Source organism: Streptococcus sanguinis (assembly GCA_013378335.1).
In the GTDB taxonomy this organism is placed as follows: domain Bacteria; phylum Bacillota; class Bacilli; order Lactobacillales; family Streptococcaceae; genus Streptococcus; species Streptococcus sanguinis_I.
Genome location: CP040556.1, coordinates 2,267,003 through 2,282,397 on the forward strand (window position 1 = coordinate 2,267,003; position 15,395 = coordinate 2,282,397).

11 protein-coding genes and 2 pseudogenes are annotated in these 15,395 nt (G+C 42.2%); all 13 read right to left on the reverse strand.

Annotated features, from left to right (window positions below):
• Positions 1 to 146: 146 nt before the first annotated feature.
• Positions 147 to 1,181 (reverse strand): PDZ domain-containing protein, encoded by a 1,035-nt coding sequence (locus tag FFV08_11685; GenBank protein ID QLB53175.1) that lies wholly within the window; start codon positions 1,179 to 1,181, stop codon positions 147 to 149.
• A 52-nt stretch (positions 1,182 to 1,233) separates the two neighbouring features.
• A complete protein-coding gene (locus tag FFV08_11690) occupies positions 1,234 to 2,124 on the reverse strand; it encodes a hypothetical protein (protein QLB53176.1) in 891 nt (296 codons plus the stop codon).
• Between the two features lie 48 nt (positions 2,125 to 2,172).
• The gene (locus tag FFV08_11695; GenBank protein QLB53177.1) at positions 2,173 to 3,087 is read right to left on the reverse strand and encodes a hypothetical protein; all 915 of its coding nucleotides are present in this window, start codon (positions 3,085 to 3,087) and stop codon (positions 2,173 to 2,175) included.
• Between the two features lie 159 nt (positions 3,088 to 3,246).
• Positions 3,247 to 3,846 (reverse strand): glucosaminidase, encoded by a 600-nt coding sequence (locus tag FFV08_11700; GenBank protein ID QLB53178.1) that lies wholly within the window; start codon positions 3,844 to 3,846, stop codon positions 3,247 to 3,249.
• A gap of 35 nt (positions 3,847 to 3,881) precedes the next feature.
• Positions 3,882 to 4,622 carry a prepilin peptidase gene (locus FFV08_11705; protein ID QLB53179.1) on the reverse strand — a complete coding sequence of 247 codons (741 nt, stop codon included), beginning with the start codon at positions 4,620 to 4,622 and terminating at the stop codon, positions 3,882 to 3,884.
• Positions 4,623 to 4,690: 68 nt separating this feature from the next.
• A complete protein-coding gene (locus FFV08_11710) occupies positions 4,691 to 5,755 on the reverse strand; it encodes a hypothetical protein (GenBank protein QLB53180.1) in 1,065 nt (354 codons plus the stop codon).
• Positions 5,756 to 5,762: 7 nt separating this feature from the next.
• The gene (locus tag FFV08_11715; GenBank protein QLB53181.1) at positions 5,763 to 6,851 is read right to left on the reverse strand and encodes a hypothetical protein; all 1,089 of its coding nucleotides are present in this window, start codon (positions 6,849 to 6,851) and stop codon (positions 5,763 to 5,765) included.
• A 55-nt stretch (positions 6,852 to 6,906) separates the two neighbouring features.
• Complete coding sequence (locus FFV08_11720; GenBank protein QLB53182.1) at positions 6,907 to 8,646, reverse strand: MFS transporter; 1,740 nt, start codon at positions 8,644 to 8,646, stop codon at positions 6,907 to 6,909.
• 264 nt (positions 8,647 to 8,910) lie between these two features.
• Positions 8,911 to 10,475 (reverse strand): annotated as a pseudogene (locus FFV08_11725) (hypothetical protein).
• The gene (locus tag FFV08_11730) at positions 10,459 to 11,040 is read right to left on the reverse strand and encodes a PilN domain-containing protein (GenBank protein ID QLB53183.1); all 582 of its coding nucleotides are present in this window, start codon (positions 11,038 to 11,040) and stop codon (positions 10,459 to 10,461) included. Before FFV08_11730 ends, FFV08_11725 begins: the two are co-directional and overlap by 17 nt.
• Positions 11,040 to 12,452 carry a fimbrial assembly protein gene (locus FFV08_11735; protein ID QLB53184.1) on the reverse strand — a complete coding sequence of 471 codons (1,413 nt, stop codon included), beginning with the start codon at positions 12,450 to 12,452 and terminating at the stop codon, positions 11,040 to 11,042. The genes FFV08_11730 and FFV08_11735 overlap by 1 nt, the downstream gene beginning before the upstream one ends.
• Positions 12,453 to 12,495: 43 nt before the next feature.
• The gene (locus tag FFV08_11740) at positions 12,496 to 13,983 is read right to left on the reverse strand and encodes a type II secretion system protein (GenBank protein ID QLB53185.1); all 1,488 of its coding nucleotides are present in this window, start codon (positions 13,981 to 13,983) and stop codon (positions 12,496 to 12,498) included.
• Positions 13,984 to 13,995: 12 nt separating this feature from the next.
• Positions 13,996 to 15,389: pseudogene (locus FFV08_11745) on the reverse strand (VWA domain-containing protein).
• Positions 15,390 to 15,395: the final 6 nt, after the last annotated feature.

Sequence of the window (15,395 nt, forward strand, 5' to 3'; positions counted from 1 at the left end):
ATATATCACACTTCAATTTGGAAAGCAAGAATTTATGTGCCAAGGTGGCAATTATTTGAAAAAATTCTATAATAAAAGCCCTCGCCGGATAAATAACTAGCAAGAGCTTGTATTTCTATTGACTATTCATAGAGTAGTAAGGTCTCTTATTCCATCTCTCTGAGATAGTTCAAAGCTTCGTTGAAGGTTTTGACAGGGACGATTTTCATTTTACTCTTAATTTTGATAGAAGCACGAAGTGCCTCATGGTAGTTAGAGCGCAGCTTGGGATTGTACTGGGCAATATCAGCGTCAATGGTATCATCAGGAACAAAGAAAATCTTAGCGCCTGCCTTATCGGCAGCCATGACCTTCATCTCTATCCCGCCAATCCGGCCAACATTTCCCTTGTGGTCAATCGTTCCAGTACCAGCAATAGTTTTTCCTTTGGTAATGTCTTCAGACACGAGCTGATTGTAAAGCTCTAGACTGAACATGAGTCCACCAGAGGGACCTGCTACACCGTTGCTCTTAAACTTCGTCAGAGGATTCATGGCAACACTGGCTTTGGAACCTAATGCAATCCCCAAACCAGGCTTACCAGTTGTCTCATCCACAATCACAGGAGCGCTAGCCAAACCGATTACACCATTACGGCTGTACTCAATTGATACCACATCGCCAACTGGCCGCTGCTCCATCTGATCGACAATGTCGTATGGGCTAGTGTAACTCTGATTGTCAATCTTTAAAATCACATCGCCTTTCTGCAACTCCTGAGCTAACGGCGTCTCTTGGCTGACAGCATCCACAAAAATCTCTTTATGTCTAATCTCAACAGTACGACCAGCTGCTTGATAAGCTACCTGCAAGGCATTGAGATGGGAAGACCCCATAGTGCTGTTCTCTCGCTCTTCCCGTCCCTTCTCCTTATCAAAATAGTTTTCAGGCACAGAAACATACTCTGTTTCCAGCCTGTAATTAGGCAGCAAAGTCAAAAAGAGACTGAACACCCGGGCATCGGAAACACCGACAGCCATGACATAGATTTGACCTTTTCCTTGATTAGTTCCTCCTTGAACTTGGACAAAGTCTTTGGCATTCAAAGCCGGTCTCAAGGTCTCTACTTGATAAGGCAGGGGGATAAAGCCAATCCCAGTTAGCACTAAAGCTGTTATTAAGATTCTTGTTACGGATTTCATATCCTTCCTCCTGTTTCTATAAAGTTATTGTCTGGACTTTCGACTTCCTGAATTAATCACCAAAATCCACCACCTCTGTGTCATTTTCCATCAAGGCGTTGGCAAAAACAGTCCGTACAGCCAGAACAAATACACAGTAAAAGCTACTGAAAATCAGGACAGGAATCATCTGGATCAGACCAAGCAACTCATCTAGCTCACCCAGCAAGGGACCTATATACTGCCTTATCAGATCCATCAGGAGATGAGTCCCCAAGCCAATCAGCCCACCAAAAGATGCTAGAAAAAAGCTAAGCAGAACATAACGACCCCTGCGCTCCTTCATCAGCAAGACTGACTTTCTCAAACAGCCATAAAAAGAAAGCGGCTTGGCTAGATTGTCTCTGGAGCTAGTATCCTGAATGATATAGGACAGCAAAAAGAAGTGCGAGTCAATCAGATAAGTGAAGAGCAGGTAAAAGACCATGAACAAGAAAGGAAAAAGAAACTGGAAAATCACAATGGCCTCTGGACTTACTGCCCTCCGATAAAAGGCAAAGAGACTAGCCACCCCAAGATTGATGCCGATTGCTGACCAACCCATGTACAGAATCAGGACCTGAACTGCACTGACAATGAAGGAATAAAAGAGGCGAGTAAGCAAGCCATCTGAGATACTGTACCAAACCGCGTAGCCAAAATAGAGCTTCACCATCTGCGGATTTCGTATCACTGTCAAGGCAAATTTATTGACATAAGCAAAACCGAAAGCAATTATAAAAGCTAAACAGGTCAAGACTAAAATGGACCGGTAAGACCAACTCGAAACCAGCGGAAAAAGAAACCAAGCCAGTGTTGCAAGCGGGATTCCGACCAGCAAAAGGCCTTTCAGCCAAACAAAATAATATTCTGTAACAAAAACCCAAGCTTCTCTGAAAATCCTTGTTACTTTTACATCATTCATCGTTCATTATCCTAAATCCTAAAACCCTTTCTAATTTTTTCATAAATATTAATCTCCAAAATTAACTATTTCCCGATCATAAGACATCAGGATGTCAGCCATAACCGAGCGGGCTGCCAAGGTATAAATCAGCAAAAAGCCATTAATCAGGCTAGCAATCATTCCCACAATATTAGACACGCCATCGCCAAAAAGTAAACTCAAAATTTCTATTAGACCCAATCCTACAGGAATAAGCTTTAAGACAAGCTCTACCAGTAAATAACGCCCTCTCTGACCATTCATACGAGAAAAGGACTTGCCCAAGCAGCCAAAAGCTGACAGAGGACGCAAAAGGTTGTCAGAGGAGTTGGTATCCTGAATAATATAGGGCAATAAGAAGAAGTGAGAGGCTACAAAATAGCTGTAAAATAAATGGAATAACAAGTTAAACATTGGTGCTATCAAAAACATCAGAAAGAGTATACTTGTCATTTTTTCTTGATTATTTACAGCCCAAATAGCCAAAGCATGCCAGATTTCCCGAACATTTGAACCAGGCACCCACATATGATTCAAGTATACAAAAAGAAGTAACATAGCCAAGACAAACATGAAGACATAAATAGACACAGAAAGCAAACGCCCAAAAAAGCCGTCTGAAATACTGTAGCCAACAGCCTTCCAGAAGTTTCTTCGCACCATCTGCGGATTACGAACCATGGTCAAGGAAAACTTATGGATATAAGCAATCATAAAAGAGCACAGAAATCCAAAGAAAATCATACTTGGAAGAAATCCAGAAGTAAATGGAGAAAAAAATAGAATTAATAGTGCCAGAATAAAAAATGGCAGTTGAATGATAGCAAGCCCTGCTGTCCATACAAAAAAGTAATCAACAGTCAGTCCCCAGGCTTCCTTTAAAACATCGCTTACGTCAAACTTTCTTTTCATAAATCCCCTAATTAAGTCATTTTTCGCCATAAAAGACGATGTCGCAGAAGCAAGTTTTTTATTTTTTAGTCCCGAGAGGATGATTAGGAATTTTTAGAGCCTCAGAGAGCAGCAAAAACTCCATCACTCACCTCACCAAGAAATTCTCTCTATAATAAAGCAAGCTGAGACACGATTGTCCCAGCCTCCTTAACCTTTTTTCAAAAAATTTCGAATACGAATCATAATCTTGCTTGACCAAGTTTTGTCAGATGCGTATCTTACATTGATAGCAGCCATGCTCTTACCATTGTAGAACTGACCGCCAGGCTTGAGATAGTGCTCGCTAAGATAGCGAGCAACGGTATCTATACCATCGTCAAATGTTGCGAAATTTCCTGCACTGGAAAAAGGACTGGAGTCATAAGCCATGAAACCAAACAAGTTGTGCTTGGCCTGAGCAATCTGACTGCGGCCGTAATCCGATTCGTGAATAGCCAACCCTACGAGAAAAATTGCATTAACTCCATGATCTTTCTCTGCTTTTTTGAAAGCTTTTCCCAATCCAGCCATCGGCGTGCCAGCCAAACGACTATCAATGAAATCGGCTGACACTGTGCTTGGCACTGTTACATCTTCTGAAAAGACGACTGCTCCTGTTTTCTTGGCCTGAAACTGATCTGACACCTGCACTAAAGATGGATCCAGACTGGCCTTTTCATTTGCCGCTAGGCGGCTGACAGGCAACATACTGCTTGAAAGGACAGTAGCTGTCGCTAATGCTATGATAACTTTTTTCTTCCTAAACATTTTTTCTATCCATTTCTATTGTCGCTTTTGGTTTCCTAGATTCCTCCCCAGAAATATAGGATGACCGCCATGATACTCATAGCCGGACCAAAAGGGACTTCTTCTTTCAACTTAAATTTGAATTTCTTAAAGATGGTTGCGATTAAGAGAATCGCTCCAGCCACAAAGAAAGAACCATATCCCAAAATCAGCGTATTCAAGGGGCTAAACCAACTGCTCAGGGCAGCTAAGTAGAGAATATCCCCCATCCCGAAAGCCTCTTTCTTGTAATAAGCCTTGGCTCCAAAATAAATGAGAGAGTAGAGGCCAGCACCAACTAGCAGCGAAAGGAGAAGATCCCAATTGAACTCATTGGTAAAAAACGTAACAGCCATACGACTCAGCCAGAAAACCAGCAGAACCGAGTCCGAGATGTACTGAGTATCAAAATCGATATAACCGATAATGAGGCAAAGCGACACCAAGAGACAGGCTGAAACAACCATCCATGGCCCCTGATCTTGAAAAATCAGATAAGAGGCCAACCAGAGCAGACCCGTCAAGAGCTCCACAATGAGATAGCGCGGTGAAATCGGCTCCTTGCAGTGCTTGCATTTAAAGCCCTGCATGATAATCGACACAACCGGAATCAGCTCCACCGAAGTCAAGACATGGCCGCAGGACGGACACATAGACCGACCTTTGGCAATACTCTTTTCCAGTGGCACACGGTAGATGACGACATTGAAAAAGCTCCCAAATACGACACCTAATATAAATACTAAACTTGCAATCATAATTTTTCCCTTTTTATACTCTTTGAAAATCTCAGATGACGGTGTCAAACTTAGACTTCCCTTGAGTATCACTTAGATGCCAGAATGATGGATACTTGCCCCTCCTCCAAACTTAATGAAAATACCATATCTGTTTCTGTATTGTTTTGAATGGTCAATTCGGTCAAACCTTCAGCCGGCGTTCCGATGTTGAAATACTGTCCTCGATAGGAAATAACATTGGTCCGTGAAAAGGCGAGCTGCTGAATGGCATCTATAATCTGCTCAGCACCCTGACCGTAAACTTCTTTATTATCCTTGTCCTTGACTGGAAGATAGCCAGACTCCGCATTCAAAGCGCCCAACAATTCTGAGATAGACTTGGTCTCACCAGGAGCCAAGTAAACATTCTGCAGCTTGTAAAAGGCTGTTTTCATGTTTTGAGCTTGGGCAGCGTTGGTCGGCAGTGGTACTTCCTTACGCTCTATAAAGTGCGTATATTGGCTCAGAAGCTCACTCTGATCTTCTGCTTCGACAGGCGTGCTCTCAACCTTGACATCATCAAATTTACCAGTCTTGGCAATCTCTTCCGATGCTTGGATAAAAGCAGCAGGGTCAATCTTATAGCCATTAGACTTGTCTCCCACCTTTACATTAGACTCGCCGTCCATAACCAGATGATTGGTCGTTGGAAGCTGACTGAGAACATCAGGATGGGCAGCTAAGACATCGTTTAAAGGTCTAAGCCAAAAAAGACGGTTAGGATAGATGGAAATCTGCAGGTTTTCCTTGGTATCGAAAAACGGTGTAAACTTATCCCAAACTGTCTTGGCTGAGATATTATCCAGCCGCTTGAGCTCTTCTTCTGTGAAATAGCTCAGTCCTAAAAAGCGCATATCTACAGAGAAGCGTTGCCCCGTAGACAGCTGAAATGTAGCCTTATAGGGCAGTTCTCTGTAAACTTCAATCTCAGCTTCACTCCGAGAGCGAACCTTCATAGAGGGACGGCCATTGATACTCAGGTCAATCGTTGGATTAAAGACAAAAATGACATAAAATAAACTACCCAGCAGAAAGGCAGCAAGTGTCGCTGCTGGAAGTAGTTTTTGATATTTTGATGAAACCTTTCTTTTTCTTCTTGACATGAATCTCATCCCAACCTTATACTACGCATTCAGCTAAGCGGATAAGGAATTTACGGTCGATACGGCGAAGAAAATCAATGATGTCATCTGAAACAGTATCTCCGGCATTCAGGATAACTCCTCCATCTGCATTAACAAGGTCTTTTTGCAGTGTTTTGCCTACCAAAAGACGTTTTTGCTGATCGATAAAGTCGTTAACAGCCTTCTTTGCCGCTGACTCTTCTTCAGCAACTGGTGCTGTGCTGACTGTTGATTCTACTTCCTCAGCAGGAGCTGCCAATACTTCTTCCAAAGCAGCATCTAAGCTCAGCGCTGCATCTGTTTCTTCAACTTCTTCTTGAGCTAGTGCTGACTCTTCTTGTACCAAGTCTTGGACTTCTGGCTCTTCAGCTGTCTCTACGACCGCTTCAGAAAACTCCAAGTCAGGAGCAGAAGCACCCAGACCTACAGCAGCCAAGGCCTCTGTCAAATCTGTCGCAGCTTCTTCTTTTACATTTACTTTTTCATCTACAACCGGCTCAAATACAGGTGCTTCAGCAACTACTTCCTCAATTTTTTCGGCAGGTTTTGCAGCTTCAGTCTCATGGAGCAGATCTGCTGCAGCCAGACGGCCCATCTCTACATCTGCTTCAAGATGAGGAGCTGTCTTTTTTTCATCATTGAGGATAATATACTCTTTACCAATCATCAAGATGCGTGATTTAGGAATCTGAATTTCCTCGCTGGCATCTTCAGAATTAACCACCAAGTAGCCAATTTCATTTTTTTCGTCAATATGATAGTCAACAACAGTTCCCACCTTATTTCCATCAATTGTGATGACGATTTCGTCAAAGACGCTACCCTGCTTGTCGTTCAAGACCTTCAGATCTGCCTCTTCCAGCTCTTGAAAGACTGAGCTGTTTTCTACCATGACCGCAAAGTCACCGATGCCTTGGATATTCTTGCTAGACAGCAAGGCAAAAGGCTGTTCAGACTGTTTTGACTTAATGACAAAAGTCAGATTGACCCCCTCATCGACAAAGACTTCATGGACTTCACCCAGTCCCATCCCTTTTTCAATCTCAATGACAACGGTCCCTGTGATTGTTTTACAACTTTTCATAATTTCCCCTAAAACCCTTCTAATTGATTACAATCAATTGCATGTTTATATAGTATTAATTTTTCCCGATTTTGTCCAGCATGTTGAACGCTTCTTGACGAAGATTTTGATCTGAGCTGCCTTGGACAATCTCTTTCAGGTAGCTCTCAGCTTCTTGAACTGCATTAGAAGCCAATAATTCCTGACTTTCCAGTAGGAGGAATTGGAAATAGACTTCTTTATCTCCCGCAGTTGTTGCAGCTGGTTTTGCTTCAGCTGCTTCCTCAGCTTTGAGGATGTCAGTGATTTTCTGAAGCAAATCTTCTTCGATCTCATCTGCAGCTGGAGCGACTGAAGCAGCCTTGACTTGTGCTTCCTCAGCTTTGAGGATGTCAGCAATTCCCTTGAGCAAGTCTTCTTCGGTCTCATCTGCAACTTCTTCTTGAACAGGCTCAGCCTGTGTCCAAAGAGTGTCTTCAGAGACTGATTGAACAACTGCTGGTTCAGCAGCTTCTTCAAATTCAAACGTTTCTGTTGCAGGTTCGAAGCTGCTTTCTTCCTCCCAAGCCTCTGCCACTTCAGCAGTCAAATCTTCCTCTTCAGCCCCAAGCAAATCATGCTGGATTTGGCTGAGAATGTCTTGATAGCCCTGAATATCAGCGCGATCACGGCTAACCATAGACTCTTCAGCAGCAGAAAACTCTGGCTCTGCACTAGCTTGGCTGAAGACTGAGTCCATCTGAGCCTCTGGCTCAGCTTTCTCCTCAGCAAAGAAGAGAGATTCTAAGCTGTTTGCTGCTTTTGACACTTCTGCTCTAACTGGTTTGATATTTCCCGTAGCAGCAAAAACATCTTCCAGGCTGTTGCCTCCTGCTTCTTCTGCCACTGGCTGCTGAGCTTGTTCTTGCTCAGTGAAGAATTCTTCTTCATCTTGAGAAACAACACCTGTCACCTCAACCGCCTGCGGTCTGAAGTTGCCATAGCTAGACCCCGTATAGGACATCGGTCTAATCTTAGACAGAACAGCTGTCTCAAAGGCTGGATCATCAATATCTGTATAGCCTTGATTGCCGGCTGCATTTGCTTCCGTAGGCTGAATCAGAGAGTTGGCCACCTTAATCTTAGTAGAACCCTTGCGGTGATGAAGCAGAGACTGCAAAAATTCATCATTGGCTTTTTGTGAGCTGTGTTCCATGCCCACCATGCCGACCTCAGCTGCCGCTAGCTGACTGTTTGGCTCGTATTCTCCAAAGGCAGGAGCTGTAGCCAAATTATCAACAGGGTAGAGAGGTTTGACTTTCTCATATCTTGTCATATCCTTTTTGATAGAACGGTCTGCTAGGGTGCGACCAGAAGCAGATACTCTCTGCCTTACCGGACTTTCCTCAGCCTGAACCCTTTCTTTACTTTCCTTTCTCATCCTGCCGGTTGAAGCATTGGAAAAGTTCAAATCTCTAGCGGATGACAAGCTTGCTTCCTTAGCTTCCACTTTCTTCCGCGAGCTCTTAGCATGCTTCTGGCTTCTGCTTCGCGTAGAAGCAGTTGCTTTTTTCTTGACCGGAGCTAGCTCCTGTGAAAAGAGCAGCACCATATAGACAGCCAAAGCCAAGGTACAGAGCCCAACAAAGGCTATGCCGGGAACTTGTTGAAAGAGGAATGGAGCACCAATCGCAAATAGCATGACCCATACTACGAGAAAAAGGCGCTTTATTAAAGAAATCCTAGAAACAAATAAAATGCTAATCGTATGCAGTGCTATAAGCCCTGCTCCAAAAGGTAAAAAATATGCCATTTGAGTATTTTCGACACCCCCCACTTTCTAAATGATATTAAACTTTTTCAATGCAAAACCAGTCTTGATTTTGATTTTCCATAAACTCCATTAAAACCCAAAATAGACTCGGGCGTCTATTCTGAGTTTGCTTGTATTATACTTCAAATATCTCTATGTTTTAGTTTACTATAAATGCACCGTGAATACTAGTCTAATAACTTGGTTTTTAGCATTTTTTTAAGAAAAATTTAGTCATGCTCTTAAAATTTTAAACCATAGACTTATTTGGTATTTTTTCAAAGCATTTTAGCTAACTACCAAGTTATTCACAGATAGGTTATCCAGCTTCATAGTCGTTTCAGGGCTTTCTCCGCTCGGAGTTTCGAAATAGTAACCCACAATAGTCATTGGATAGCTGAATCCTGGAATGTTTTCAGGATTGAAGCTAACTTCACGCCAGCCAGTCCAGCTGTTAGGACGAATGACATGAAGATAAATCTTCTGACCGCTAGCATTCTTGACAATCAAGCCAATCTTGCCCTGCCATTGATTAGACAGAGACAGAGAGAAGCTGATAGCATCTGGCTTATTGTTCAAGGATACATATGGTGCTGCAAATTCCATTTCATACATAGTAGATGATTTTGTTGCTGGAATCTTAACCACGTTGGAACCTGAACCCTCAAGGAAGTCCGTATTGTCAACTGTCACATCATACTGATTGCTGCCGCCTGACTGAATCAGCTTAAGAGGTGACTCAAAGCGGTAGATAGTTGATGAATTGTAATAAGCTGACAGACCGTTGTTCTGACTGGACAGATTGTTGAGTTGCTCCAGATAAGACGGAGCTAGATTGGTATTGCTGTTAGCATTCGCGCTGCTAGTTGTATTGGTTGTTGCGGCCCCCAAGGTGCTGTTGTTACCAGCCGTATCTGTACTGCTACCTGACACTAAGGTCAAGAAAGGTGCTTGCCAAGTCGGAATCGCAAATGGTGACTCCCAGTTAGCAAACTGAATCGGTGTCTTATCAACATTGCTCTCTGGAGTCACATAGCGCTCAACATCTTTTACTTGATAGAAACGTAGTTTGATTTTACCGGTAGCTAGCTCTGGATTCCTATTCTCCTCAACATTGGAGTGGCTTGTCTTTTCACCTAGTTCAAGCTCGCTGGAAACGATTTTTTGTTGATTGCCATCAATCAATTCCAACAATTTCAGAACCTGTGTATAAGTTCCTTCGAATTCAATGTCCGCTGTCATCTGAGTAATATTGGAATTGTTGTACTTACCGTTTCCTGAAGTCGCTGTACTAGCCGCGGTTGTCGTTGCAGTATTGGCATCTGATGAAGACGAGGATGATGTAGTAGACGAGCTAGAGGTCGTACTGGATGAAGAAGACGTCTCACTCGAGCTTGAACCGCCAGTCGTACCAGAAGAGTTGGAGTTTTGACCATTAGATGAGGTCGCAGCTAATCCCTCCTGCTGGAGTTCCAACTCTTTGCTTTCAGTATAGTTGACAGACTTGAATTTAATACCGCTTTCGTTGACCAGCTTGTCAATCAGGAAGATGAATTCCCCTTGATTGGTCGTACCAAAGTACTTTTTTGCCTGATCCAGAGTCTTGGCATTCAAAGTTTGGAGCTGCTTGGTAAGAGACTTCCTCTGACTAATCTTGGCATTCTTGCCGTCCAGCTCTGTCATAATTGTTGCGTGTTCTTCATTCAGCTGAGCCATCCGAGTATATGAATTTGATACCAGATACCCCCACCAGCAAGTACCGCTACTCCTCCGACACAGGCCAACAACTTCTTGTCACGCTCATTTAAATTACTCAGGATTTTTTTCTTTTCTTTCTCATTTTTGTTCTTCATTGAAATCTACATCCTTCGTCAAAATTTTAATGTTAAACACATATCTTGAATTATTATCCTTTTCCTCGCGAGTAATCTTATCCACAAAAATATGGTTAAACTTCTCAGACTTACGAAGCTCTTCCTCAAACTTAGCGATGGAAAGTTGCTCTTTGGCAGAGCCATTGATTTCTACATTGTCGTTATTAATCTTGATATCGTCAAAGACCAAGTCCCGTGTCACATTTTTATTAAGGAAGTCCATAAAAGCTTTGTTTACTCGGTGCAGTCGGCGGAAGTCGCCTTCCAGACTGCCAAAGAGCGCCTGATCATTCTTGACCGTTACAATCTTATCTTCAGTCTCAGAGACTGCCTTCAGCTCTTGAGCCATCTCTGGACTCTTGAGTGTCTGCTCCGCTCGGTCAATCTCACCTTGGAGCTGCATAGCGCTGAACTGGAAGAAGCCAATCAGCACAATCATAATCGCTGCAATCCCAGCAAAAGCGGAAATAGCAGCAAGTTTCAGTGGACTGGTCTTAGCCGGTGCCACATGATATTTTGAAAAGTAGTTTAAATCTCTCCGCATTAGTTTGCTCTCCTAATCAACATGGCTGTAGCCGGAATGAACTCCGCATTAAACTCGGCAGAACCTTCCCACAGTACATTCTCATAATCTACATTATCAATTGAGATGAATTCTCGATTCATATTCTGCTTCAGAATAGCTGCCAACTGCCAGCAGATATCTTGGTCACCAAAGACATAGAAACTGTCAATATTGAGGCCAGTCGATCCGCTAAAGAAGTTTTCAGTATTGAGAATGTGGTTCTTAGCATCAGCCACCCACTCGTCCAAGGCATGCTTCAAGAGACCCGTGTCCAGATCATCTGACGCCACTGCTGGAAGCTTCTGCAGCAGACTAGCATCATCTGCATAGCTCAAGATGTCCTTGTAGCCACGATTGAGATAGTTGCTGGTCACAAACTTACCTTCTGAGTAGAGATAAACACCGATAAAGCTCTTGCTCAAATGCACCATGCCGACATTTTCTTGAGTCAGCCTTTTGGCGCGGTTGTTAATCGCTTGAACGCGTTCCAGCCATTTTTCAAAGGTATTAGACTGAAGGTCAAAGACATAGGGTGTCAGCTTCAGATTATTAGCCAAGCCCAAGTATTGCTCTACTATACTTTTTGGCACAGCATAGACCATAAGAGAGCGAGTATCTTCATCAAGCGGAAAAGCTGAATTAGACTCCTGCTCTTGGAATTGAATAACGTAAGAAGTCGGATCAATATCCAGATATTGCTGAAGCTCGTAAGATACCAAACCTTCAATATCCTCATCATTCTGCACACTAGCTGCCACATCAACCGAACGGGCGATGATATTGGTATTGCCCAGAGCAAAGAAAGCATACTTAGCAGTGATCGCATGCTGCTCCATCAGGTCGCTGATAATATTTTTGAGAGTGATTGGATCGATAATCTCACTATTCAGTACAACACCTTCTGGCAAATTGGCAGATGCCATCTTGATAATCTCCAGCTCATTGCGCTTCTGTCTGGCAACAACCAAATAGACTGATTCGTCAGTGAAGTCAATGGCCATCAGATTACCCTTGATTGGTTTACCAAACATAGTGTAAGGTGCATGCATTCTAGTGACCGGTTGGCTCGTCGCACCACTGCCTTTCTTGGCAAAAAGTGAACGATTACCAGACTTAGCAGGCATATCATCACTGCCACTATTCTTAGAAAAGAGCGGCTTGTTGAGCTTGGTTAGGAAGCTTCCCTTCGCTGTTGACTTTTCTTCGTCGTCAAAGTCTTCTTGACGATCTGACTTAATCTGAACCCCCTGAATAGAAAGGTGTTCTCTCTTTTTTCCTTTCGATGAGAAGAGCGGTTTATTTAATTTTCCCAAAAATGAGCCTTTTTTCTCATTATCTTCTTCGTCCAGAGCTCTTCTGCGCCCCTTGGACGAAAACATATTTTTTGCCATAATCTCCTAATCTCCCTTATTTTTCCTAAAAACTATTTCCCTATTAGCTCGCCTTGTATTTTTCACTGAAATATTTAGCAAGCTTTTGTATATCACTATCACTCAAACTTTGCATATAAATTGCAAATTCATTGATGTAAGTTTTGCCACTAAAAATAATCTGACCACTACTAATATTATGGGTTACCCCGCCTCTGTTTAGTGCAACTGTTTTATTATAGACTAACTGCCCATTAATAAAAATTTCAATTCCTAAAAGTCCATTCTTTACCGAACTCCGTACTTGGATAGAATTATCTTTAGTATAGTCCAACTTAATATTCGGTATAAATTCCTGACCACCGTTATTAGCTCCTGTAGTATCTACAGTTTTAACAGCAATCCTACCATCGCTCTCTAGATTGAGACCCCAAGTCAGGGTATTATCCAGCTTATATGTCAGAAGTGCTCCTGTCTGCTGACGATTACCTATAAGAACTGAAGTAGTATAGCCAGTATTGAAATCAATGGTCCCGTTCTTGCCATCTCGACTAAACATCATAGTATTATCATTCAGAGCAATCAACTGACGAGTTTGCTTAATCGCCTCCTCATAATAGTTAAGAACCGGGATTGTTGCGCCATATAGGACATTGTTAAAATAGTCGCGAACCTCAGTATTTTCATAAGGTCGGTCAGTTGTTGGAATCCTTGTAGTCTTGTTTCCATTTTTAAGCAAAGCTAAGTCAGCATCAGTATGGAGCCGTAACTTGTTTGTCAATGGCAGACCCATAACCCATATACGACTATTATCCCCCTGATCTTTTGATTCTTGATAGTTACCAACACGACCGTAAGAGTTAATAGCTCTGGCAGCGAAGGTCAAGTATTTGCCTCGCATCTCATCTGTAATCCGGCGGCCAGTTTCCTGCTTTGATATTTCGTGAAAATCAGTCGGCATTTCTGGCAAAACCATTTTAGAAATACTATCATTTCCTGCCTGGCCGATTGTTCCAACAGGTACAACACCAGAAACCCCAGAACCAATACTGCGATCACTGAGAAACCAACCAGACTCAGTATAAACTCGAGCTTTACTATTTTGCTGACTATCTTTCAAACCTACTACTCCACTGGGAGTTGTTTCACCAACATAATAGTACCGTTTGGAATTAGGAATTTGAACTTGTAAATCGTCTGGAATTGACAATACGCTTTCTTTTTCGTTAGCAGCAAAAAGATGAATATTTTTTTCTTTATAAGATAGGGTTTGCCCCGTCACATTGACGCTTTGACTGTTCCCTGTACCAACACGATAAGTAAACGTTTCAACCTCTGTTCCTTTACCACTGTTTTTCTTAATATCAGCCAGCTGAGTTTCAAAAGACTCCTGAATATCAAAATTTGTTGTATTCTGCTTCCGCTGACGGAGGATATTATCAAAACTTCCGGCAAAGAAGGTCAATAGGCCAGCTGTAATAATACCTATCAGTACTAGAGAAATCAAGACCTCAACCAGAGTTACTCCTTTACGTTTCTTCAATCCTTTCATCTTTTGTCCTTTCTATGGTCCTGATACAAACCAAAGATCCTGCTGAATCTGCTTCTTAATATCTGAGAAGGTCTGCTGCAAGGCTGCCTCATCAGCAGCAGGTACATACTTAGCTTCCATACCTCCGCTTCCTATACTTCTCGTTAAATCCTCACCATAAGCAATCTCAGACGGAACTCCAGAAAAACCAATAACATTGACACGCTTAACTCCTGCACCAAAGGTCTGAGAAACTTTCCCGGCATATTCAATAGCCTTTTTCCGTAGTGCTTCATTAGAATAAGAGTCATAAGAAACACGATATTCATCTGTTATAAGATCTCTCGTCAAATTATAAGAACCATTATTAAAAGTTACTAATTCCCCGACGGTTTGTCCCCAACGATTATAGTAGGGGTGGACGTTTCGATTACGCCAAGATGTATCATTAGTGTCAACAGTATAAGCATTAGGGATTCCATCTGTCAACAAAACAACGTATTTAAGCTGTGCAGAATGGTTTTGTAGACTCATCATACCATAGCGTAGACCATCCCCTGGATTAGTAACACCACCCGTCCTTAAAGCTTTAATGCTTGCTTCTATAGTTGTTGTCCCCTTGTCTAGCTCAGAAAAGTCTTTCTGAACATAAGAACCCAATATTGAAAAAGAAACTAGATTAACACTGACATTCCCAATATCTTTTAAATCTCTCATCATGATTGTGGCTTTGTCCTGCAAAATACTCATCCGGCTTTTAGGGCCCAATAGTTAGTATCATTACCATTCAAATCCCAAGACATGGAGCCAGATTTGTCAAAAACAAAAGAAATAGCTACATTCATCTGTCCCTCAATAGGATCGTTCCGATAGGCTAAGGCAATTCCTTTCTTGCCTTTAGCAACTTTAGAGAAGACCTGCTTAGTATTGAGAGCTGATATAGCTGTATCAATAGACAACTTATTGTTAGTATCAGGATATTTCCCTGTCAGATTATAGCTAATCAAGCGGTTATCCTGATAGGCGCCTTCTGTTTTGAATTCCAAGTCCAACTTAATATTATAAAGGGATTTAGTTCCTAACTCACTAACATTCCAGTCTTGTTTGCTTTTATCCCAAACATAATTAAGAACTTTTTTACCATCAGATGAAAGACCGATATAGCTCCATTCTTTAGTCAGGCCTTCTTTATTTCCTTTAAACTTACTATCATCAAGGATAAAGACCGAAGTAGCTTTTCCAATGGTTCGGTCAACATACTGCATAGAAGTTCTCATTTCTGCCTGAATACTGGCTTCACGTTCTATTAACTCCCGACTGGAAAACATAGTATTAAATATAATGCCGATAATTACCGCTATCAAGCTCATGAGCATAATGGCCATAATCATCTCGACTAGGGTAAACCCTTTGCGTAATTGTTTCATCTTTCC

Bases quoted from the DNA above. Each gene is read 5' to 3' on its own strand.
- FFV08_11685 (QLB53175.1), bottom strand. From the start codon at position 1,181: ATGAAATCCGTAACAAGAATCTTAATAACAGCTTTAGTGCTAACTGGG.
- FFV08_11690 (QLB53176.1), bottom strand. From the start codon at position 2,124: ATGAATGATGTAAAAGTAACAAGGATTTTCAGAGAAGCTTGGGTTTTT.
- FFV08_11695 (QLB53177.1), bottom strand. From the start codon at position 3,087: ATGGCGAAAAATGACTTAATTAGGGGATTTATGAAAAGAAAGTTTGAC.
- FFV08_11700 (QLB53178.1), bottom strand. From the start codon at position 3,846: ATGTTTAGGAAGAAAAAAGTTATCATAGCATTAGCGACAGCTACTGTC.
- FFV08_11705 (QLB53179.1), bottom strand. From the start codon at position 4,622: ATGATTGCAAGTTTAGTATTTATATTAGGTGTCGTATTTGGGAGCTTT.
- FFV08_11710 (QLB53180.1), bottom strand. From the start codon at position 5,755: ATGAGATTCATGTCAAGAAGAAAAAGAAAGGTTTCATCAAAATATCAA.
- FFV08_11715 (QLB53181.1), bottom strand. From the start codon at position 6,851: ATGAAAAGTTGTAAAACAATCACAGGGACCGTTGTCATTGAGATTGAA.
- FFV08_11730 (QLB53183.1), bottom strand. From the start codon at position 11,040: ATGCGGAGAGATTTAAACTACTTTTCAAAATATCATGTGGCACCGGCT.
- FFV08_11735 (QLB53184.1), bottom strand. From the start codon at position 12,452: ATGGCAAAAAATATGTTTTCGTCCAAGGGGCGCAGAAGAGCTCTGGAC.
- FFV08_11740 (QLB53185.1), bottom strand. From the start codon at position 13,983: ATGAAAGGATTGAAGAAACGTAAAGGAGTAACTCTGGTTGAGGTCTTG.